The following is an 18,203-nucleotide window of genomic DNA, read 5'->3' as shown; positions in this document are numbered from 1 at the left end:
TTACTCTGCAATTAAGGTTTCCAATCCAACCTTCATCATATCTGTGAAGGTATTTTGGCGTTCTTCTGCAGTTGTGTCTTCATCTGGATTGACCAAACTATCAGAGATAGTCATGATAGCAAGGGCGTCAACATGATGTTGGGCTGCCAAATAGTAGAGAGCTGCTGCTTCCATTTCCACAGCCTTGACTCCCCATTTACCAAGCTCGATATTCTTTTCAAAATAGTTTGAATAGAAGACATCAGATGACAAAACGTTCCCAACGTGGGTGGTCATACCGAAATCTTTAGCGATATGATAGGCCTTATCTAACAAATCAAAGCTAGCAATTTGTGGAAAATCATACTGTGGCCAGTCATTACGGACGATGTTTGAGTTGGTTGCAGCTGCCTGCGCCAAAACCAATTCACGGACATGAACGTCTTCATTCAAAGAACCTGCAGTTCCCACACGAATCAATTTTTTTACTCCGTAGTCAACAATTAACTCACGCGCATAAATCGAAATAGATGGCATCCCCATCCCAGTTCCCATGACAGACACACGGTGACCCTTGTAAGTACCAGTGTAACCAAACATGTTTCGCACTTCGTTAAAACAAACAGCATCTTCAAGGAAGTTCTCCGCAATAAATTTAGCACGAAGAGGATCCCCAGGAAGAAGAATTTTATCAGCAATTTCACCCTGCTTAGCAGCAATATGGATAGACATAGTTAAGATATAAAGGGCGACAGAGAACAAAGTAAAAATAGGAAACTGACGAAGCATCGTAGATGCTAGACAGTTTATCTTTTTTACACAGTTCTCCGCCCGTATTCAGTTCAGCAAATACGGTTTACCCATCCTTTCTTTTTTTGTTATGAAAAGTTTTCCGATCGTGTTCAAATCAGAACACACGCTCTACCTTTCTTTATTCTAAATGTGATAGTCAAAAGGATACCAAACCCGTCAAAAAGCGAAGGGAAAATAGGAGTTGGGTGCAGTGAGCGATGCTCGCTAGACCAACTATCTTTTTCCAACTGCTTTTAGGGGGGCAATTCTTTCTTTCTTAATTTTTATGATATAGAAGAGAACAGTCCGAGTTCAATTCAAACCCGAACTCCCCTTCCTTTCTGAATTTCTAGAAAAGTTTTCCGATCGTGTTCAAATCAGAGCACTTCACTCTACCTTTCTATAATTTTTTAAGTTTTAAATAGAATCTTGACTTTTGATACTAATCGTAAATTATAGGTACTCTTTTTCAAATAGACCTATAGTTGTTCTGAAAAAAGCTAAAGGCAAACTATAAATCGCCTTATTGTATTCCGACACCATCTCATTGTAGTGTAATTTTTGATTTGCAACCAGTACTTCTGATTCTTTTATTTCCGCTATCAAATCCTTGATACTTTGATCAGCAGTAACACTGGTATCTCTTTCAATCTGTTCTAAAATTTTATTCTTCGTATCTTCTACAATAGAAGAGTGTTCATGTCTGGAAGAAGTTCCAGACTCTCCATAAAATTTACGCTTTGACTCCGAATGATTTGCCTCATTTTCATCGTTTGTAGAATTGTTGACAGATCGCTTTTCTTCTAGTAATTCTGAAGTGCTTTTTCGAATGGACATTTTTAATTCATGGTCCACAATCTTATCAGTTAATTCACGAAGCTGGATAATTAATTTTTCAACATACTGTTCTTTAATTTCAATTGCACTATAGGAAGACCGAATATACTCTTTTAAGTTAATAATTTTATGATATTGAAACAGAAAGACTATGATCAGATAACTCAAAACTGCTAAAACAATTGATGCTCCTTGAAATGGCTCGTAATTGGTTTCACTACCAGAATTATTAAAGGCAGCAAAGATAAATAACCAGACCAAGGTTAGGAGAACAATTATCAAAACCCCACGGATAATTCGAAAAAATGGATTATTAAATAAATTTGACATCATACCCTCTTACAATTCAGCAAGAATCGCTTTAAGCAAGCCTTTAAAGTCGCCTTTAACACGTTCAGTCACTTCTACAACTTCTTCGTGGTTGAGTTCTTCTTGGAAACCTGCAGCATGGTTAGTAATACATGAAATTCCTAGAACTTTCAAGCCAGAGTGGGCTGCAACAATAACTTCAGGAACAGTAGACATACCAACTGCATCTGCTCCCAATGTCTTATAGGCACGAATCTCTGCAGGTGTTTCATAAGTCGGACCAGTTACACCGATATAGACACCTTCATCAAGCTTGATACCAAGTTTCTTAGCTACTTCATGGGCAGTAGCACGATATTCTGGAGTGTAGGCTTTAGACATATCTGGGAAACGTGGACCAAAATCATCCAAGTTTTCACCCATCAATGGGTTCTGCCCCGTCATATTGATATGGTCTGAGATAACCATCAAGGTACCAGGACCAAATCCAATACCGCCAGCTGCATTGGTTACAATGACACCTTCACATCCGAGAACTTTCATCACACGTACTGGGAAAGTCACCACTTCCAGAGGATTTCCCTCGTAGAAATGGAAACGACCTTGAAGAGCCAAAACTTTTCGACCTGCAAGTTCTCCATATACCAATTTACCAGCGTGACCGACTACTGTCGAACGGCCCCAGTTTGGAATCTCAACATAGTCTACTACAACTGGATTTTCGATCTCTTCTGCCAATTCTCCAAGACCTGATCCAAGGATTAGACCGAGCTCAGGTGCTTGGATTCCCTTGTCTTTCAGGAAGGCAGCTGTTTCATTGATCTTATCTAAAAATGTCATTGTGTGTCTCCTTTATTATTTTTTAGCATTTGACCGATTTTTTCAAAAGTTTTAGCATTGCGAATGGTAATGTTGCGATAAAAGGGCATCTTGAGCAAGTACTTATGATAGGCAGTTGCATAGTAGGATTCTTCAGAGAATTTCCCCCAGAAAATACCAAGTTTTCCAAAATGAACGACTTCATCTTCCAGTTCCAAACCGTTCACTTTCTCGATCACTTGATCCACATCTAAGCCCTCAGTGTAAAAGAGAACATCCTTTCGTGCCAAATCTTTGGTCCACCATTCAGGCAGATTTTCAAGTTCCGCTTCAAATTCCTCTAGACTCAGTAAAGAAAAGCTCTGAATAAATGGATAATGGACTGCAAAGAATACCTCTAACTTTTCAACCAATTGGGCTTTGGGATCTGTCGAAGTAAAGAAAATATTGCCACTGTTGATGTAGGTTTCAACCTTTCCCAGTCCCAACTCTGTCAATTCTTGACGAAGTTGCGCCATGACAACCTTATTCTTCCCACCGACATTAATGCCCCTAACTAGTAAAGCATAGCGCGTCATCTTATACCAATTTATCTAAGAAACTTTCCCCAATCATGGCAGTTTCCACACCAAAGTTATCTGCAACTGTCGCTGAGATATCTGCAAAATGTCCAACTGGAATGACACCATTTCCTTTGAAGGCAGGGCTGTAAGCTAAAAGTGGGATATATTCACGAGTGTGGTCTGTTCCTGCATAGGTTGGGTCATTTCCATGGTCCGCAGTAATCAAAAGAAGATCATTCTCTCTCATGGCTGCGATAATTTCGGGCAAGCGTTCATCAAACTCATGCAAGCAATCACGGTAACCATGAGCATTGCGGCGGTGACCGTAAAGGGCATCAAAGTCAACTAAGTTTGTGAAGGAGAATCCTTTTTCAAACTCAGCAAGTCCCATAGTCTTCAATAGTGTATCAATTCCATGGCTATTTGACTTGTTGTGTCCCATGTCATGATTGATTCCTGCACCATTAAAGATATCATTGATTTTACCAACAGCGTAAGTATCGATACCAGCTTCATTCAATTTATCCAAAACAGTCGATGCAAATGGAGATACAGCCAAGTCACGACGGTTTGCTGTACGAGTGAAGTTACCTGGCTCACCAACATATGGACGGGCAATGATACGACCCAAAAGGGCTGGGCGCTCAAGGGTGATCGAACGAGCGTATTCACAGATACGGTACAATTCATCCAAAGGAATGATGTCTTCGTGGGCAGCAATTTGCAAAACAGGGTCAGCTGAAGTATAGATAATTAACTCCCCAGTTTCCATCTGGCGTGGTCCAAAGTCATCGATAACGGCTGTTCCTGAGTAAGGTTTGTTAGCTTCACGAATAACCTTGCGTCCTGAGAATTCTTCGATTTTTGTCAAGATTTCTTCTGGGAATCCATTCCAGAAAGTATCGAAAGGTTCTGTAATGTTAAGGCCCATGATTTCCCAGTGTCCAGTCATGGTATCCTTACCAAGAGATACTTCTTCCAATTTTGTTGCATATCCTGTTGGATTGCTTTCAGCTGGAACAGTCTTAAGAGGAGTTTCTCGAGGAATATTTCCAAGACCAATTTGAGCCATGTTTGGGACATTCAAACCAACTGCTTTTGAAATGTGTCCTAATGTGTCAGAAGCTCCATCTGGAACTCCTGCATTGACAAAGTTATTGGCATCTGGTGCAGCACCGATTCCCACAGAATCCAGTACCACCAAGTGAATACGATTAAATTTTGGCATAGTATGTCTCCTTATTACTTTGATTAGTTTGCTTTTGTTGAAGTTAAAATCTGAACCCCGTATCGTCCAGCAACGATGACCTTATCCACCATTTGGTTGAATAAGCCGTGCTCCACGACGCCAACGACATGGTCCAATTCTTGTCCGAAAGCAATTGGATCTTCAATGACATCCAAGGCAAGGTCAATGATAAAATTCTGCATATCCGTCACAAAACGTTGGCCGTCTTTTTCACGGAAGCTTGGTTTGTAGCCAGCTCGTTCAAAACGACGAAAGACCTGTTCTGCGCCATACTGAACCACTTCTACTGGCAATTTAAAAGCACCCAGTTTCTCGACTAGCTTGCTTTCATCCACTACCCAAATATATTCTTTTGAGGGCGTTGCGACAACCTTCTCCATGAGAAGGGCTCCCCCACCGCCTTTGATTCCATTAAACTGACTATCCACTTCATCCGCCCCGTCGACTGTCACATCGACAACATCTACTTGGTCAATAGACTTGAGCGGGATATTAAGACCTTCAGCCTGTTTACTAGTCACACTAGAAGTCGTTACAGCTGTAATCTGCAACCCTTCTTCCTTGATACGACGACCAATTTCTTCTACGAAATAATAGGCAGTAGAACCCGTTCCAAGTCCGACAACCATGCCATCCTTGACAAACTCAGCAGCCTTGATAGCTGCCATTTTCTTCAGATTTTCCACTCAAACACCTCCATTAAAGAGCTACTTTTATTATAACATGTATCCGTTTTTATTTCATGGATACACTGGAAAAACCCGAACATTTTTATTTCGGGTTTTGATGTCCTATTTAACCATATCAGGATCGTAATCATAAAATCCTGTATCAAGAAAACGGTTTTTAGGGTGAAGTTTACGAACTTCTTCATCCAGCAAGAAAGCTTGGTCATGGCTAAAGTTGCCCTCTTGAATCAAGCTACGCGCTTGGATAAAGAGTTTTGCAATCTCAACAAAGTTCTGACCAGGTGTATAGAGACCTTCTAATTTCCAGTGAGTAAAACCATGCTCTACCAATTCTGTCAATTTTGTCATCAAATCAAGGTCATTGTTGGCAAAAATGTGGGTACCATGATTATCTTCAAAAATGGAATAATGGCTCTCAGGGTCACTTGGCTCAGCCAAGAAGAGGTCACGCTTACGCGTCTTTTCATCATCGATGTGCGTAAAGTTATAGTAGTTTTGCAAGAGCGGACGTTTAGAATGGTGAATAACACTAGCACCGTAAACCAAAACTTCAGCAGGAATTTCCAAAATCTCTGGCATTTTAAAGAGTTCAGCAGATGGAATTTCACGCGCCAAAACAGCCTCAGATGCGCCAGCCTTTTGTCCCCAGAAGTTAATCTGACGACTGCTTGTCACCATGGTTGAAGCATCGTAGATAGTCTTAAAGGAATAACCATCGCGATTGACCACATAAAAGACACCTGCATCCCCAATCGTAATGTAGTCTGTCTTGATTTTTTCCAAAAAGTCTAAGAAAGGCTTGATACGGTCCATCATATCTTGATGCATGAGGGCATTGACTGCAACGATCAATTCCTTACCTGCTTCATGAACCAACTTAGCAATTTCACGCAATTGGTCATGACTAAAGGTTGTCGGCAGACGAAGGCCAAAATCTTTCTCACCGACATATATACGGTCTACGCCAGCTTCGAGCAGTTGTTTAACTTGTTCAATACTTTCAGCAGTTGCTGTAATGATAATCTTTTCCATAAGAAAAATTATACCACATTTCTCAAAAATCAGCTATGAATACTGGGAATTTTACAAAAAGTGAGGCTTATTTTTAACTTTTGAAATTAAAAAGTGAACGGTAGCCAGCACCATCCACTCTATTTATTATTCATATGTTTCTTCAACTAGGTGGCCGTCGTTCATAACATAAATACGGTCGACCTTATCAAGAAGGCGTGTATCATGAGTAATCATGACAACTCCTCTACCTTGTTCATGGGCAATGGCGGCCAACATTTCCGTTACTTGATAGGCCCTCTCTGTATCAAGGCTGGCTGTCGGTTCATCTGCAAGAACGATACTCGGATTGTTATAAAGCGCTCTAGCAATGGCGGCCCGTTGACGTTCACCACCTGATAAAGCCTTGGGATACTGATTTTGTACCTTTTCCAAATCCAACAAGTCAAGGAACTCTTTTCGATCACTTTTACTATTTTTTCCCTTATCTAGTCTGTCAATCAAATCCAGCTGTTCCTTGACCGTTAGAAAAGGAATTAAGTTTGAAGCCTGAAGAATAAAGCCAAACTCTCTAAAACGGAGGTCTGTTTTCTCCTTCTCCGTCAAACTGCCTGTTTCCTTCCCCTTAACTAAAATCTTTCCACTCGATGCTTCCTGAAGTTGTCCTAGAGTTGTTAAAAAGGTCGTCTTTCCAGATCCTGAAGGCCCAACGATAGCCACGAACTCTCCTGCATTTAGCTGAAAATTCGTCTCATGCAGGGCTACTACTGTCATCTTTCCTTCCCCGTAGGTTTTTGTCACTTGATTCATTTCAATCAATGCTGTCATACTATTCTCCTCATCATTCTGCAATCGCAGTAATCGGGTCCAACTTTAGCAAGCGTGGAAGTGAAATGACGCCACCTAGCATGGCCATCAAGCAAATCACAAAGCTTAGGACAGAATAGGCTAACCAACTTGGGTAGAAAAAGAAGGTAGCTGGTAAGACTAAAATCACTCCACCAATAGCAAGCAAGGCTAAAGCAATCCCCATACCAGCTAGGAGGAAGATTTGACAAAAAAGAGACCATACAATGGTTTTGATCTGTATCCCTTGAGCTCGCATTATTCCATAAAGTCCTAGTTTTTGGATGGTAATAATATAAACAAAAATACCAACAATCAAGCCTGTTATGACAATCATAGCAAGAATCATCCCTGAAAATACATTAACCTGAGGTGTGTAACCAGGAATTTTCGATATCATTTTGGGAATAGAAATCTGTTTCAGTCCATCGCCAGACACTTCTATGTCATTTTTCAATACCAAGGCAGAGATCGATTTATTAGATTTTAAAGTTCCTTGTAAAGTCCAATAAGTTGTCAGACTCGTAAAGACAACAGGCTCTGTGAAAAACTTATTTCCTTGAGTCAGGCCTACAATCTTGTAACTTACCTCGCTTCCATTGAGCTGAATGGCATCACCTAACTTCATTCCATAATTCTCAAAGGACTGATCTACAACAACCTCATCATCCCCTTCAGGATAACGTCCCTCCGTCAAACTAGAAGAGATAAAAGAGTCCCACTCTTGAGCAAAGATGGAAACATTAACCTTTTCACTACCATCGACAAGATTGGTCACAGCGAACATATAACCCAGTGGAGCTGCCTCTTTAGAACTCTTATCCTTATAGTCCTTTTCAGGAATAAAAGATGCCGTCAAATTATCATTTGCGTAGTCAGATAAAACCACACCCGTCGCTTGCCAATTATCAATAGCGGCTCGGTTGTTTCGCACAAGACCAAGAGCTAAACTGGTCATAAAAAAGACCATGAAAGCGATAAGAAAAATGGTAGTTAGAATCAAACTATATCGAAGTTTGTTTTGTAATATTTCTTTGATAGCAAGATACATGCTTATCTCCTTTAACTTTTCCAAGAGGTATCGGTTAGACACCCCACTACTATAAAAATAGGAGACAGAAAATCTGTCTCTCTATTCAAAACAAATCTCACTAATCAAATTAAATAAAATCAAGAAAATAAGGAAACAATTTTTCGTAAAAAAGAATCATTTAGTAACTCTACTCTCTTATAAATATAAGTAATTATGAATATTAATAAATATTAGGTGTCCATCCATCCTATCATTTTCACATTATGGTGTCAAGAAAAGTGATTTTGAAAAGGGACTTTATTCTTTTTGTAACCTTTCTGTAATAATTATCTGCTGAAAAAATGATAAAATAGTTATGTACCTGTAAGGAGAGAATCATGTCTGCAAGAAAACTAAAAACTCATGAGTTTGAACATATTGAAGAAACGGTGCAAACTCCACTTTATCAAGATTATACACCTGAAACATCGATGGGAGCAAATGTAAAAGAAATCCTATTTTTTGTTAATATTGCCTGTTTTGGTATCTTTATGGCACTTTTCAGCTTTATCTTTTTAGCCTTAAAATTGAATACGACTCTATCGTTTATAGCTGCTATGGGTGTAAGTTTTGCTCTTTTAAAATTACAAAGAATGATTATTAAACAAAAAATGACAAAATAAAGGTTGCTCTTTGTGCCAGCCTTTTTCTTATGTCTAATAGAAAAAGACAGAGTAAAACTGTCTTTTTTTATCCATTCTTACGTTTCGAGGGAGATTGAATTGCAATCTTGACTTCAAAAATCGTTCCTCTTGGTTTATTATCCTTAACTGTAATCGTTCCTCTTAAGGAATCAACAATCTGCTTGGCCAAAGATAATCCCAAACCAAAACCACCTTTCTGACGAGTTCTTGCCTTATCAACACGATAGAAGCGATCAAAGATTTTCTTTTTATCTGTAGCCGAAATACCAATACCATTATCAGATACAGTAAGATAAAGATGCCGATCTGTACAATGAACAAGAAACTCAATCTTTCCATCTTCTTCTGTATATTTTATTGCATTATCAAATAAGATTGTCATTAACTGTTTGAGAAGCAACTTATCTGTCATAATAGGACGGTAAATTCTATTTTCAGATTCAAAGACTCGGTCATTTTCCGAAGCAATCAAGCCATAGTTCGTAAAGGTCGTTTTAAAGAACTGTGGTGGTACTTCCGCTATTTCTGGTTTTATTCCATCATCACGACGGGCTAAGTTAAGAAGATTTGTTGTTAAAAAACGCATATTTCGAACTTCTTCAAGACTGGAAGCAATACTCTCACTAGACTCCATAATGGTCGCTTCGGGTTTTCTAAACAAATTCTCCAAACGATTTTGCAGTACTGCTAAAGGAGTTCTCAATTCATGACTGGCATTTTCCACAAAAGATTTCTGCTTTTGCATGCTTTCCAATAATGGTTTTACACTGACACGTGCTAAGTAAAGACTAGCTATCAAGGATAAAAGCCAAAAACTTGCCATCACAACCACAATTAAATGCTCGTGATTTTGACTAATTTGTTCTAACTGACTAGTGTTAATCAAGACAGCCGCATATTTGACATTGGTTGAAACTGAAGATGTAGTGGTCTCCATCAAAATCATACGATAGATTTCTTCCTGACCATAACTATTGACAACTTGGATTTGCCGAATGTGATTCAACTCTCTTTTTTCTAACTTAATCTTATCTAGGCCTAAAAAACGATTTCCTAATAAAAGCTGGTTAAAATCCTTATCAAAAAGCAAAACCTCCGTATTAGAGCTGACATTGGTTTTTATTTCAGCCTTATTGGCATCAGCTGTCGCTGGTTCAATGTTCTTGACTTCCTCAGTAGCTCGATTCAAGGCTAACTGAATAACAGCTTGAGGGCTTCCACTTAAGGCATGTAACTTCTCATCCACCGAAGTATAAAGACTCGAGTGCATGACCTGCAAAATAATCAGAGTCATGGTAGAGAAAATCAGAGTGAATACACCAAAGTTGCGGATAAAATAACTAAAGTCATCCGCATACCATGTTTTTTTTAGTTTACTGAACATCTTTTAAAATATACCCAACACTGCGCAAGGTTTGCAAATTCTCTGCAAAAGTGGTTCCTTTTAATTTCTTACGGACTTTTGAAACATAAACTTCGACAACCGAAATCGTTGTGTCACTATCAAATCCCCATAGACGATCAAAAATCTGAGTCTTGGGCAAAATAACATTTTGATTTTGAAGGAAATAGACTAATAAATCAAACTCTTTCCCCAGCAATTCGACAGGAGTATCTTCAACCTTAACGGTATTTGTTGACAAATTAACTACAATATTTCCATAAGTCAAGGTATTTTCATTAAACTTACCTGAACGTTTGAGAAGGGCTTGAATCCGCATTTTGAGTTCTTCTAGGTAGAAAGGTTTAGTCAGATAATCATCCGCTCCCAATTCAAATCCATGTCCCTTGTCATCCAAACTTTCCTTGGCAGTCATAATCAGAACTGGTGTCGTAATTCCCTTTTCACGCAATTCTTTCAAGACTTGGAAGCCATTTTTTTCAGGCAACATTAAATCGAGCAAAATCAAGTCATAGACGCCACTTTCAGCTTCGTAGAGACCTTCTTCTCCATCAAATACCTGCATGACATCTGCAAAATCGTCTAAAAAGTCAAATACTGAATTTGACAGACCTAGGTCATCTTCAACCAATAAGATTTTTATCATGAGAAACTCCTCCTTATTAAAACCATTATACCAAATTTGCCTTAAAAAAAACTCAACTCTCTGCATTTTACATGAGATAGCTGAGTTTTCTTTTTATTTTAGGCTTATTTATGCATTTCCGTATTGAAGAACGACTGCTTCCACTGCAGCTTTTTCACGGTTAATCAAGTCAACACGCGCTGCAATGTCCTTGATTCCCATACCGATGTTACGGCTAAGAGCAAGGTCAGAAAGTTGTGGTTCAAAGAATTCTTTGTACTCTGCCAAGCGTTGCTGAGTTTTAAAGATGTGTGATGGGAAGATAACAAAACTATCAAAACTCATATCACCACCAAGAGCTGCCTTAATCCAATCCCAGTTTTCACGCGCCCATACCCAAACAGTTTCTTGAGTAGCTTGGTGCCCGAGGAATTGGAGGTACCATGAAGAAAGGTCTTGTGGCTTAACGATAAATTTGTCTTTCCAAGTTGCAAGAAGGGTTTGAATGTTTTCGATATCTGTACTGTATGCAAGAGCTCCTGCCAACTGGCGCTTGAAGACCGCATCCGTCGCATGAGTGTAAAGGTCAAGATAAGTGGCTACCAATTCCTTAGTCTCGTGATGTTTCATTTCATTGATTAGGACTTGGGAACGAATTGCTGCTGGAAGTCCTGCAAGCTGATCCTTGTGAGCCGCGAAGATTTGGCTAGCGACTTGGCTAGCTTCTGAATCATTTGAGCGAATCATCATGGAAATGGTCAACTGACGAACCAATTCGTCTTCATCTGATTCACTATCTTTAGCTTCAAAACCAAGACGGTCATAGTTATGACGAGCCAATTTAGCAACCAGACTGTTAAAGACTTTCTCAGTTTCTGTACCTTCATCGATAAAGCGCTCAAGGGCAGAAATCACTTGAGAAACAGCTGAAACGACAAGGTAAGATTCTTCTTTAGCAAGTTTATCAAGGACTGGGAGCAAGTCAGCATAAGAAATGTGCCCCGCTTCAGCAAGCAAACGACGTTCTTGAACGATTTGAAGTTTACTTGTGTTATCAAGCTCAACTAGGTCAGCAAGAACAGCATCTAACAAGTCTCCTTGATAGTCTGTAATATAGTGGGCTGTATTTTCAGTATTGAAACGAAGAGCTCCATCATTTTCAGCAAGAAGGGCTGCGTAGCCAGGAATTTCGATGCTTTCAGTTTCGAGTGTATCAGGCAAGCCTTTCCAGTTACTATTGAGTGGCACAACCCAGAGACGGTTTTTGTCTTCGTGCTCACCGATAAAGAATTGTTTTTGTGAGATCTTTAAGACATCATTTTCAACTTTGACAGTGAGAACTGGATAACCAGGTTGTTCCAACCAAGAATCCATAAAGGCTGCAACATCACGACCTGATGCTTGACCAAGAGCATTCCAAAGGTCACGACCAATTGTATTGCTGTATTGATGTTTTTCAAAGTAGGCATGCAAACCTTTGGCAAAATCGGCATCACCTAGCCAACGACGGAGCATGTGCATAAGGCGACTTCCTTTGGCATAGACGATAGCTCCGTCAAAGAGAGTATTGATTTCATCTGGATGTTTAACTTCGACGTGAACAGACTGAACACCATCAGTCGCATCACGTTTCAAGGCAGACGGAACACCACCTGTTTGGAAATCTTCAAAGATATTCCAGCTTGGTTCAATAGCATCCACACAGACGTACTCCATCATGTTCGCAAAGCTTTCATTGAGCCAAAGGTCATCCCACCATTTCATAGTAACAAGGTTACCAAACCACTGGTGAGCCAATTCATGGGCCACAACAAGGGCAACTTGTTGACGGCTGGCAAAGGTAGAGTTTTCATCCACAACCAAGTAAACTTCACGGTAGGTCACAAGACCCCAGTTTTCCATAGCTCCAGCTGAGAAGTCAGGAAGGGCTATGTGGAGAGATTGAGGGATCGGGTACTTAACTCCATAGTAATCTTCGTAAAACTCGATAGAGCGAACAGCGATGTCCAGTGAGAAATCAAGGTTAGATAGTGGGTGGGCTTTCGTTGAGTAAACACCTACAAGAGTACCGTTTTTAGTTTTAGACGTCACACCTTGCAAATCACCCGCAACAAAGGCCAACAAGTAAGAAGACATACGAGGTGTTGTCTCAAACTTCCAGATACCTGTTTCCTTACGGTTTTCAACATCGATTTCTGGCATGTTAGACAAGGCCAATTCACCTTCTGCTTGGTCAAAACGTAGAGAGAGGTCAAAAGTTGCTTTGGCTTCTGGCTCATCCACACAAGGGAAGGCTTCACGAGCAAAGTGACTTTCAAACTGAGTTGACAAAACTTCCTTCTTAACACCATCAACTGTATAGTATGATGGGTAGATTCCTGTCATGTTGTCTGTGATTTTACCTGAAAATGCTAGAACCACTTCAACTTGACCTGCTTCCGCAAGTTCAAAATGAAGGGCTTCATTGTCATGGTCAACTGTAAATGGGCGAGCTTGACCTGCAACTTCTACAGAAGCGATTTCCAAGTCTTTTTGGTGAAGGGAAATACGATCACTCTTTGCTTGACCAGTGATGGTCACCTTTCCAGAAAAGGTCTTGGTCTCACGACTCAAGTCTAAAAATAAATCATAATGTTCAGGAACAAATTGCGTAATAAAATGTTCAACTGCTTGCATAGTTTTCTCCTATTCTAAGTTTAAGAGCTAGAGCTCTTCTTCAAACAAACTTATTATATCATTTTTTGCTTGAGAAAAAAGGATTGGACGGTAATTTCCAAAACTTTCTTCCGTCTAACAGTCTACAGTGGGTAGACCTTACGAAATTCTTCTAAAACAACCTTACTATCAGGTGTAAAAGTCAGTCCTGCTTCTCTCAGCCACTCGGCGGAACAATCCTCATGAACCTGACGCCAATAGGCTAGGGATTTGTCACCTTCCCCTTCCTTAAAGGCACGTTGATCAGAAACTTGATGGAAGGGCTGGACAGAAACCTTTGTAATTTCGACAATACAGACAGCCTGATTTTGACTATCTAAAATGACATCAAAAGTTCCTTCTTGAGGAAGAGACTCGGCTTCTAGTGCATAGAGATCGTAGGCTGATGCTGTTGCAGTCTTTTCGCCTCTTAAAACCAAATCTGCTAAAAGGTCTGCTTCCACTCCAAAAGCCCAAGCATCGATTTCATCTCCTATAGAGGGGTTAATTTCCTTGTATGCATTCCACATTTCTTGCGGTGTCATGGGCGCTCCTTTTTATTAACTTTATTCTCCCTATTTTAAAGACCAGCCACCATCTATTGTCAAGATTTGTCCTTGCATGGCGCTCGCTTTTCCACTTGCTAAGAAAAGGCTAATTTCTGCTACTTCCTCTGGCTCAATCCAGCGTTTGATTGGGGTTTCACTAGCCACCCAGTCAGCTAAACCACCTGGCTCAAAGTCGGCAGCGGTCATAGCTGTCTTGACTGCTCCTGGAGCGATACCAAAGACCTGAATCCCACTTTCAGCATAGTCTAGAGCCAACTGCTTGGTAAATCCAGCCAAGGCGTGCTTCGAAGAAGTATAAGCGTGTCCACCTCCACCTGCTAGGCTAGAAGCAATGGAGCACATATTGATAATAATCCCTTTTTTATTCTCCAACATTTGAGTCAAATAATACCGAGTCAACTCAGCAGGAGTCACGTAGTTGATTTCAAAAATCTCATGAATTTCCTGCGCTGTCTGTTCCAAAAGTGGTTTGTAATCATCCAAAACTCCAGCAGTATTGCACAAAACATCAACCTGAGGACACCAATCAAAAATAGGCTCCAAGTTCAAGGTCAAATCTCTCTGTAAAAAGTGGAAATCACCCTCTAAGAGTGGATTTTCACCTTGGTCCACTCCGTAAACTTGATAGTCATTCTCTAAAAAGAGTCGAGCCTGAGCCAATCCGATACCTGAACTCACTCCTGTAATAAGTACACGTTTAGTCATGCACTTCTACCCAATCCGTCGCCAAAACATCACAAGGTGTCGGACTCCACATGGAAAAACCTTCTCCCTCCCCAGACACGTTGATTAGGAAATAGGGTGTCACTTCAAGTGCAACCCCGTTTTGTTCAATGGTATCAAAAAGCTGCACATAGTTTTCAGCACCTCCCCAACCAGTACGTACATATTTTTTCTTAGCCTTTAACCCAGGTAGAATTTCTTCAAATGTCATGTTTTTCTCCTTTAATATCGATAATTCTCTCCTTCATTATAACAAAAAAACCGCTTTACAACGGCTTTTTGACTGTGATTTATTTACATCTGCTTCTACTTACGGCAAATTATTCCCTGCAGCAAGATAAATTTCATACCATTCTTTTCTTGTTAAGCTAAAGTTTGTCGCTTGGCTAGCTTCTATCAAATGCTTAGGATTTGTTGTACCTACGATTGCCTGCATTTTTGCTGGATAACGCAATATCCAAGAAATGGCAATAGTTGAAGAGGTTACTCCATATTTAATAGCTAAACGATCAAGTACTTGATTTAAAGCTTGAAATTTCTCATTTCCAACAAAATTCCCTTTAAAATACCCGAATTGTAAGACAGACCATGCTTGAATGACCACATCGTGTAATTTGCAATATTCAAAAATGCTACCATCTCGCATAGCTGCTTGACTATCTTCCATATTAACATGAAAACCTGATTCGAATCCTGGAGTAAAAGCCGCACTCAATTGTAGCTGATTAACAGCTAACGGCTGCTTGACATCTTTTTTAAGTAACTCCATCATCATAGGATTTTGATTAGAAACTCCAAAATCTCGAACCTTACCTTGTTTATAAAGGAGATCAAAGGCTTCTGCTACTTGGTCAGATTCCATCAAAGCATCTGGTCGATGAAGAAGCAAACTATCTAGATGATCAATCTTCAATCTTTGCAAAATTCCGTCTACTGATTTTATGATATAGTCCTTAGAAAAATCAAAATAGGTAAATTCTTCAATGCGAATGCCACATTTGGACTGAATCCACATCTTTTCTCTTAAATCTGGACGATTTTTTAGGACAAGACCTAACAGTTCTTCACAACGACCAAGACCATATATATCAGCCAAGTCGAAGGCATTGATTCCAACAGAAAGTGCTGTTTCTACAAGCTCTTCAACTTCTTTTACAGACTTATCTTTTATTCTCATCATTCCGAGAACAATTTCTGATAATTCTTTGTCATCTTGACCAAGAGTTATGTATCTCATCAAATTTTTCTCCTTTGATTCTGCATTCTTCATTTAATTATAACAAAAAACCGCTTTGCAACGGCTTTTTGACTATATTTCACTCCATTTTATCTTCTTAAACCCACGGAACAAGACAAAGATTCCAATAAAAAGGACAGCTAAAGGAATGACTTTTGTAAGGAAAACATTTGAAATGCCCATCCACTCATAGTAACGGAGCAGAGAACCTACAATAAGGTGGGCAACAATCATACTGACAAAGGGACGAAAAATCGGTTCTTTCCAATTCCAAATACTGATGACCAGCGAAATCGTAAATACAGATAAACTATCCCAGGGAGCAGGAAGATAAAAGGCTCCTTCTTGTATGAAGCTTGCCATTCCTACATATCCCAGAACAACTAGCAGAACAAGAATCCCAACGACAATATAGGTACCAATTTTCATTTTAGGAGAATCTTGGACTAAACTTCTTCGTAAAATTGTAGCCACAAGCCCAAATCCGACCAGAAAAAGAAGAAGTTGCCCTAAAAACGTAAGCAAATTGACTGTTAAGAGAGGATCTTTAGAAAAATCACCTAATAGTTGATAGTAGCGTAATACCGCTAGGACAAGAATTGGCGTCAAAAGGGACTCTTTGATAGAACTGCGAGGGGCTTCCTTGAGCATCTCTCTCATTAATTTTTTAGGATTCTTACCTAGATACTCCTCTGCACTCATGCCATCTCGTTCTGCTTCTGAGAAATCTAACATCATCAAATAAATCTGCTCTCTAAGATAGTCCTCATCATAGAGAAATCCAGCAAGATTAAAACTATCCCAGAGCTCCTCAAAATACTGCTGATTGTCCTCAGAAAACTGATGCAACAAAGCACTTGTTTCTTCATAATACTTCATTTTCGTCATGGTTTACCCTCCATTCTTAATTCCTTCTACTTTTTGACTCAAATCGTCCCATTGTTGCCAAAAGACCGAGACACGCTCTTCTCCTTCTTTCGTTAACGAAAAATACTTCCGATCTGGACCATCTGGCGACGGACGCATGTCGCCTCTTATCCATTGATTTTTTTCTAACTTTTGCAACAAAGGATAAATAGTTCCTGGAACGATAGTATCAAATCCAGCCTCTCGCAAAGTCTGAACCAACTCATAACCATACCGCTCTTTTTGACCAATCATATCCAAGACACAACCTTCAAGAACACCTTTTAATAGCTGAGTTTCTTTCATCACTTCTCCCTTCTATCTATTTTGTAATACCTACTAGTAGCTTCATCAATAATATACCACTTTCACACTACTTTGTAAAGCATAATAGTTGAAATAAAAAAACGACAACCACTTTTCAGCAGTTATCGGGCTCTATAATATTCGTAGTGGGTAAATCCCCTATAGATATTATGGAGCCTATTTTTGTGTAGAAAAAAAGTCCCATATGACCTATAATGAAAAGCGACTAAACAACTCATTAGAAAGAATCATATGGAACAATTACATTTTATCACAAAACTACTCGATATTAAAGACCCTAATATCCAGATTCTAGACATCATCAATATAGATACTCACAAAGAAATCATCGCTAAACTAGATTATGAGGCCCCATCTTGTCCTGAATGTGGAAGTCAAATGAAGAAATATGACTTTCAAAAACCGTCGAAAATTCCTTACCTTGAAACGACTGGTATGCCTACCAGAATCCTTCTTAAAAAGCGTCGATTTAAGTGCTATCATTGCTCGAAAATAATGGTCTCCGAGACCCCTCTCGTCAAGAAAAATCATCAAATCCCTCGTATTATCAACCAAAAGATTGCGCAAAAGTTAATTGAAAATACTTCTATGACCGATATTGCCCATCAGCTTTCCATTTCAACTTCAACTGTCATTCGAAAACTCAATGACTTTCACTTTAAGCATGATTTTTCTCATCTTCCAGAGATTATGTCCTGGGACGAGTATGCTTTCACTAAGGGAAAGATGAGCTTCATTGCGCAAGATTTTGACAATCTCAATATCATCACTGTTCTTGAAGGTAGAACACAGGCTATCATCCGAAATCACTTTCTGCGCTACGATAGAGCCCTTCGTTGTCAGGTTAAAATCATTACGATGGATATGTTTAGTCCTTACTATGCCTTAGCTAAACAACTTTTTCCATGTG

Annotated in this window: 20 protein-coding genes; 2 read left to right on the top strand and 18 right to left on the bottom strand. The window is 39.5% G+C overall.

From position 1 onward, the window contains the following. The 9 genes from deoD to FBF73_RS09295 form a co-directional block, all read right to left on the bottom strand. Entirely contained in the window at positions 1 to 711 is a 711-nt protein-coding gene (deoD, locus tag FBF73_RS09335; RefSeq protein WP_136937659.1) for a purine-nucleoside phosphorylase, read from the bottom strand. A 513-nt stretch (positions 712 to 1,224) separates the two neighbouring features. Beyond that, positions 1,225 to 1,938, bottom strand: coding sequence for a LemA family protein (locus FBF73_RS09330; RefSeq protein ID WP_136937652.1), 714 nt, complete (start codon positions 1,936 to 1,938; stop codon positions 1,225 to 1,227). Between the two features lie 9 nt (positions 1,939 to 1,947). Beyond that, a complete protein-coding gene (locus FBF73_RS09325; protein ID WP_136937651.1) occupies positions 1,948 to 2,757 on the bottom strand; it encodes a purine-nucleoside phosphorylase in 810 nt (269 codons plus the stop codon). Continuing rightward, positions 2,754 to 3,314 carry a DUF1697 domain-containing protein gene (locus FBF73_RS09320; protein WP_136937650.1) on the bottom strand — a complete coding sequence of 187 codons (561 nt, stop codon included), beginning with the start codon at positions 3,312 to 3,314 and terminating at the stop codon, positions 2,754 to 2,756. Before FBF73_RS09320 ends, FBF73_RS09325 begins: the two co-directional genes overlap by 4 nt. Before the next feature lies 1 nt (position 3,315). Continuing rightward, entirely contained in the window at positions 3,316 to 4,527 is a 1,212-nt protein-coding gene (locus FBF73_RS09315) for a phosphopentomutase (RefSeq protein WP_136937649.1), read from the bottom strand. A gap of 23 nt (positions 4,528 to 4,550) precedes the next feature. Beyond that, the gene (gene rpiA / locus FBF73_RS09310) at positions 4,551 to 5,234 is read right to left on the bottom strand and encodes a ribose-5-phosphate isomerase RpiA (protein WP_136937648.1); all 684 of its coding nucleotides are present in this window, start codon (positions 5,232 to 5,234) and stop codon (positions 4,551 to 4,553) included. A 105-nt stretch (positions 5,235 to 5,339) separates the two neighbouring features. Continuing rightward, positions 5,340 to 6,269 carry a peptidase U32 family protein gene (locus tag FBF73_RS09305; protein ID WP_136937647.1) on the bottom strand — a complete coding sequence of 310 codons (930 nt, stop codon included), beginning with the start codon at positions 6,267 to 6,269 and terminating at the stop codon, positions 5,340 to 5,342. 126 nt (positions 6,270 to 6,395) lie between these two features. Continuing rightward, complete coding sequence (locus tag FBF73_RS09300; protein WP_136937646.1) at positions 6,396 to 7,076, bottom strand: ABC transporter ATP-binding protein; 681 nt, start codon at positions 7,074 to 7,076, stop codon at positions 6,396 to 6,398. Between the two features lie 13 nt (positions 7,077 to 7,089). Next, a complete protein-coding gene (locus FBF73_RS09295) occupies positions 7,090 to 8,145 on the bottom strand; it encodes an ABC transporter permease (protein ID WP_136937645.1) in 1,056 nt (351 codons plus the stop codon). Between the two features lie 359 nt (positions 8,146 to 8,504). On the opposite strand from FBF73_RS09295, the gene FBF73_RS09290 reads away from it, so the two are divergent. Continuing rightward, on the top strand, positions 8,505 to 8,789 hold the full coding sequence (locus tag FBF73_RS09290; protein WP_136937644.1) for a DUF3270 domain-containing protein: 285 nt from the start codon (positions 8,505 to 8,507) through the stop codon (positions 8,787 to 8,789). A 67-nt stretch (positions 8,790 to 8,856) separates the two neighbouring features. Here the strand turns inward: FBF73_RS09290 and FBF73_RS09285 are convergent, their stop codons facing one another. The 9 genes from FBF73_RS09285 to FBF73_RS09245 form a co-directional block, all read right to left on the bottom strand. Beyond that, the gene (locus FBF73_RS09285; RefSeq protein ID WP_136937643.1) at positions 8,857 to 10,194 is read right to left on the bottom strand and encodes a sensor histidine kinase; all 1,338 of its coding nucleotides are present in this window, start codon (positions 10,192 to 10,194) and stop codon (positions 8,857 to 8,859) included. Continuing rightward, on the bottom strand, positions 10,184 to 10,858 hold the full coding sequence (ciaR, locus tag FBF73_RS09280) for a two-component system response regulator CiaR (protein WP_000590639.1): 675 nt from the start codon (positions 10,856 to 10,858) through the stop codon (positions 10,184 to 10,186). Before ciaR ends, FBF73_RS09285 begins: the two co-directional genes overlap by 11 nt. 108 nt (positions 10,859 to 10,966) lie before the next feature. After that, a complete protein-coding gene (locus FBF73_RS09275) occupies positions 10,967 to 13,513 on the bottom strand; it encodes a M1 family metallopeptidase (RefSeq protein ID WP_136937642.1) in 2,547 nt (848 codons plus the stop codon). Between the two features lie 122 nt (positions 13,514 to 13,635). Then, on the bottom strand, positions 13,636 to 14,076 hold the full coding sequence (locus FBF73_RS09270) for an ASCH domain-containing protein (protein WP_136937641.1): 441 nt from the start codon (positions 14,074 to 14,076) through the stop codon (positions 13,636 to 13,638). A gap of 30 nt (positions 14,077 to 14,106) precedes the next feature. Then, a complete protein-coding gene (locus FBF73_RS09265; protein WP_136937640.1) occupies positions 14,107 to 14,805 on the bottom strand; it encodes a 3-oxoacyl-ACP reductase in 699 nt (232 codons plus the stop codon). Beyond that, positions 14,798 to 15,034 (bottom strand): DUF2829 domain-containing protein, encoded by a 237-nt coding sequence (locus tag FBF73_RS09260; RefSeq protein ID WP_000141913.1) that lies wholly within the window; start codon positions 15,032 to 15,034, stop codon positions 14,798 to 14,800. The genes FBF73_RS09265 and FBF73_RS09260 overlap by 8 nt, the downstream gene beginning before the upstream one ends. Before the next feature lie 99 nt (positions 15,035 to 15,133). Continuing rightward, on the bottom strand, positions 15,134 to 16,060 hold the full coding sequence (locus FBF73_RS09255; protein WP_124787973.1) for an aldo/keto reductase: 927 nt from the start codon (positions 16,058 to 16,060) through the stop codon (positions 15,134 to 15,136). 72 nt (positions 16,061 to 16,132) lie between these two features. After that, positions 16,133 to 16,948, bottom strand: a complete 816-nt coding sequence (locus FBF73_RS09250; protein WP_136937639.1) for a hypothetical protein — start codon at positions 16,946 to 16,948, stop codon at positions 16,133 to 16,135. Positions 16,949 to 16,951: 3 nt separating this feature from the next. After that, positions 16,952 to 17,272 (bottom strand): PadR family transcriptional regulator, encoded by a 321-nt coding sequence (locus FBF73_RS09245; protein WP_000665422.1) that lies wholly within the window; start codon positions 17,270 to 17,272, stop codon positions 16,952 to 16,954. A gap of 252 nt (positions 17,273 to 17,524) precedes the next feature. Between FBF73_RS09245 and FBF73_RS09240 the strand changes: the two genes are divergently transcribed. Continuing rightward, the coding region (locus FBF73_RS09240) for a transposase family protein (protein ID WP_136937638.1) at positions 17,525 to 18,203 on the top strand (679 nt) is incomplete at its 3' end.

Source organism: Streptococcus mitis, assembly GCF_005144795.1.
Classification (GTDB): Bacteria; Bacillota; Bacilli; order Lactobacillales; family Streptococcaceae; genus Streptococcus; species Streptococcus mitis_BB.
Note: the sequence above shows the minus strand (reverse complement) of the source record. Positions and strands in the feature narration are given on the sequence as shown.

Excerpts from the sequence above, each read along its gene's own strand:
- deoD (WP_136937659.1), bottom strand. The coding sequence starts at position 711 with ATGTCTATCCATATTGCTGCTAAGCAGGGTGAAATTGCTGATAAAATT.
- FBF73_RS09330 (WP_136937652.1), bottom strand. The coding sequence starts at position 1,938 with ATGTCAAATTTATTTAATAATCCATTTTTTCGAATTATCCGTGGGGTT.
- FBF73_RS09325 (WP_136937651.1), bottom strand. The coding sequence starts at position 2,757 with ATGACATTTTTAGATAAGATCAATGAAACAGCTGCCTTCCTGAAAGAC.
- FBF73_RS09320 (WP_136937650.1), bottom strand. The coding sequence starts at position 3,314 with ATGACGCGCTATGCTTTACTAGTTAGGGGCATTAATGTCGGTGGGAAG.
- FBF73_RS09315 (WP_136937649.1), bottom strand. The coding sequence starts at position 4,527 with ATGCCAAAATTTAATCGTATTCACTTGGTGGTACTGGATTCTGTGGGA.
- FBF73_RS09305 (WP_136937647.1), bottom strand. The coding sequence starts at position 6,269 with ATGGAAAAGATTATCATTACAGCAACTGCTGAAAGTATTGAACAAGTT.
- FBF73_RS09300 (WP_136937646.1), bottom strand. The coding sequence starts at position 7,076 with ATGACAGCATTGATTGAAATGAATCAAGTGACAAAAACCTACGGGGAA.
- FBF73_RS09295 (WP_136937645.1), bottom strand. The coding sequence starts at position 8,145 with ATGTATCTTGCTATCAAAGAAATATTACAAAACAAACTTCGATATAGT.
- FBF73_RS09290 (WP_136937644.1), top strand. The coding sequence starts at position 8,505 with ATGTCTGCAAGAAAACTAAAAACTCATGAGTTTGAACATATTGAAGAA.
- FBF73_RS09285 (WP_136937643.1), bottom strand. The coding sequence starts at position 10,194 with ATGTTCAGTAAACTAAAAAAAACATGGTATGCGGATGACTTTAGTTAT.
- ciaR (WP_000590639.1), bottom strand. The coding sequence starts at position 10,858 with ATGATAAAAATCTTATTGGTTGAAGATGACCTAGGTCTGTCAAATTCA.
- FBF73_RS09275 (WP_136937642.1), bottom strand. The coding sequence starts at position 13,513 with ATGCAAGCAGTTGAACATTTTATTACGCAATTTGTTCCTGAACATTAT.
- FBF73_RS09270 (WP_136937641.1), bottom strand. The coding sequence starts at position 14,076 with ATGACACCGCAAGAAATGTGGAATGCATACAAGGAAATTAACCCCTCT.
- FBF73_RS09265 (WP_136937640.1), bottom strand. The coding sequence starts at position 14,805 with ATGACTAAACGTGTACTTATTACAGGAGTGAGTTCAGGTATCGGATTG.
- FBF73_RS09260 (WP_000141913.1), bottom strand. The coding sequence starts at position 15,034 with ATGACATTTGAAGAAATTCTACCTGGGTTAAAGGCTAAGAAAAAATAT.
- FBF73_RS09255 (WP_124787973.1), bottom strand. The coding sequence starts at position 16,060 with ATGAGATACATAACTCTTGGTCAAGATGACAAAGAATTATCAGAAATT.
- FBF73_RS09250 (WP_136937639.1), bottom strand. The coding sequence starts at position 16,948 with ATGACGAAAATGAAGTATTATGAAGAAACAAGTGCTTTGTTGCATCAG.
- FBF73_RS09245 (WP_000665422.1), bottom strand. The coding sequence starts at position 17,272 with ATGAAAGAAACTCAGCTATTAAAAGGTGTTCTTGAAGGTTGTGTCTTG.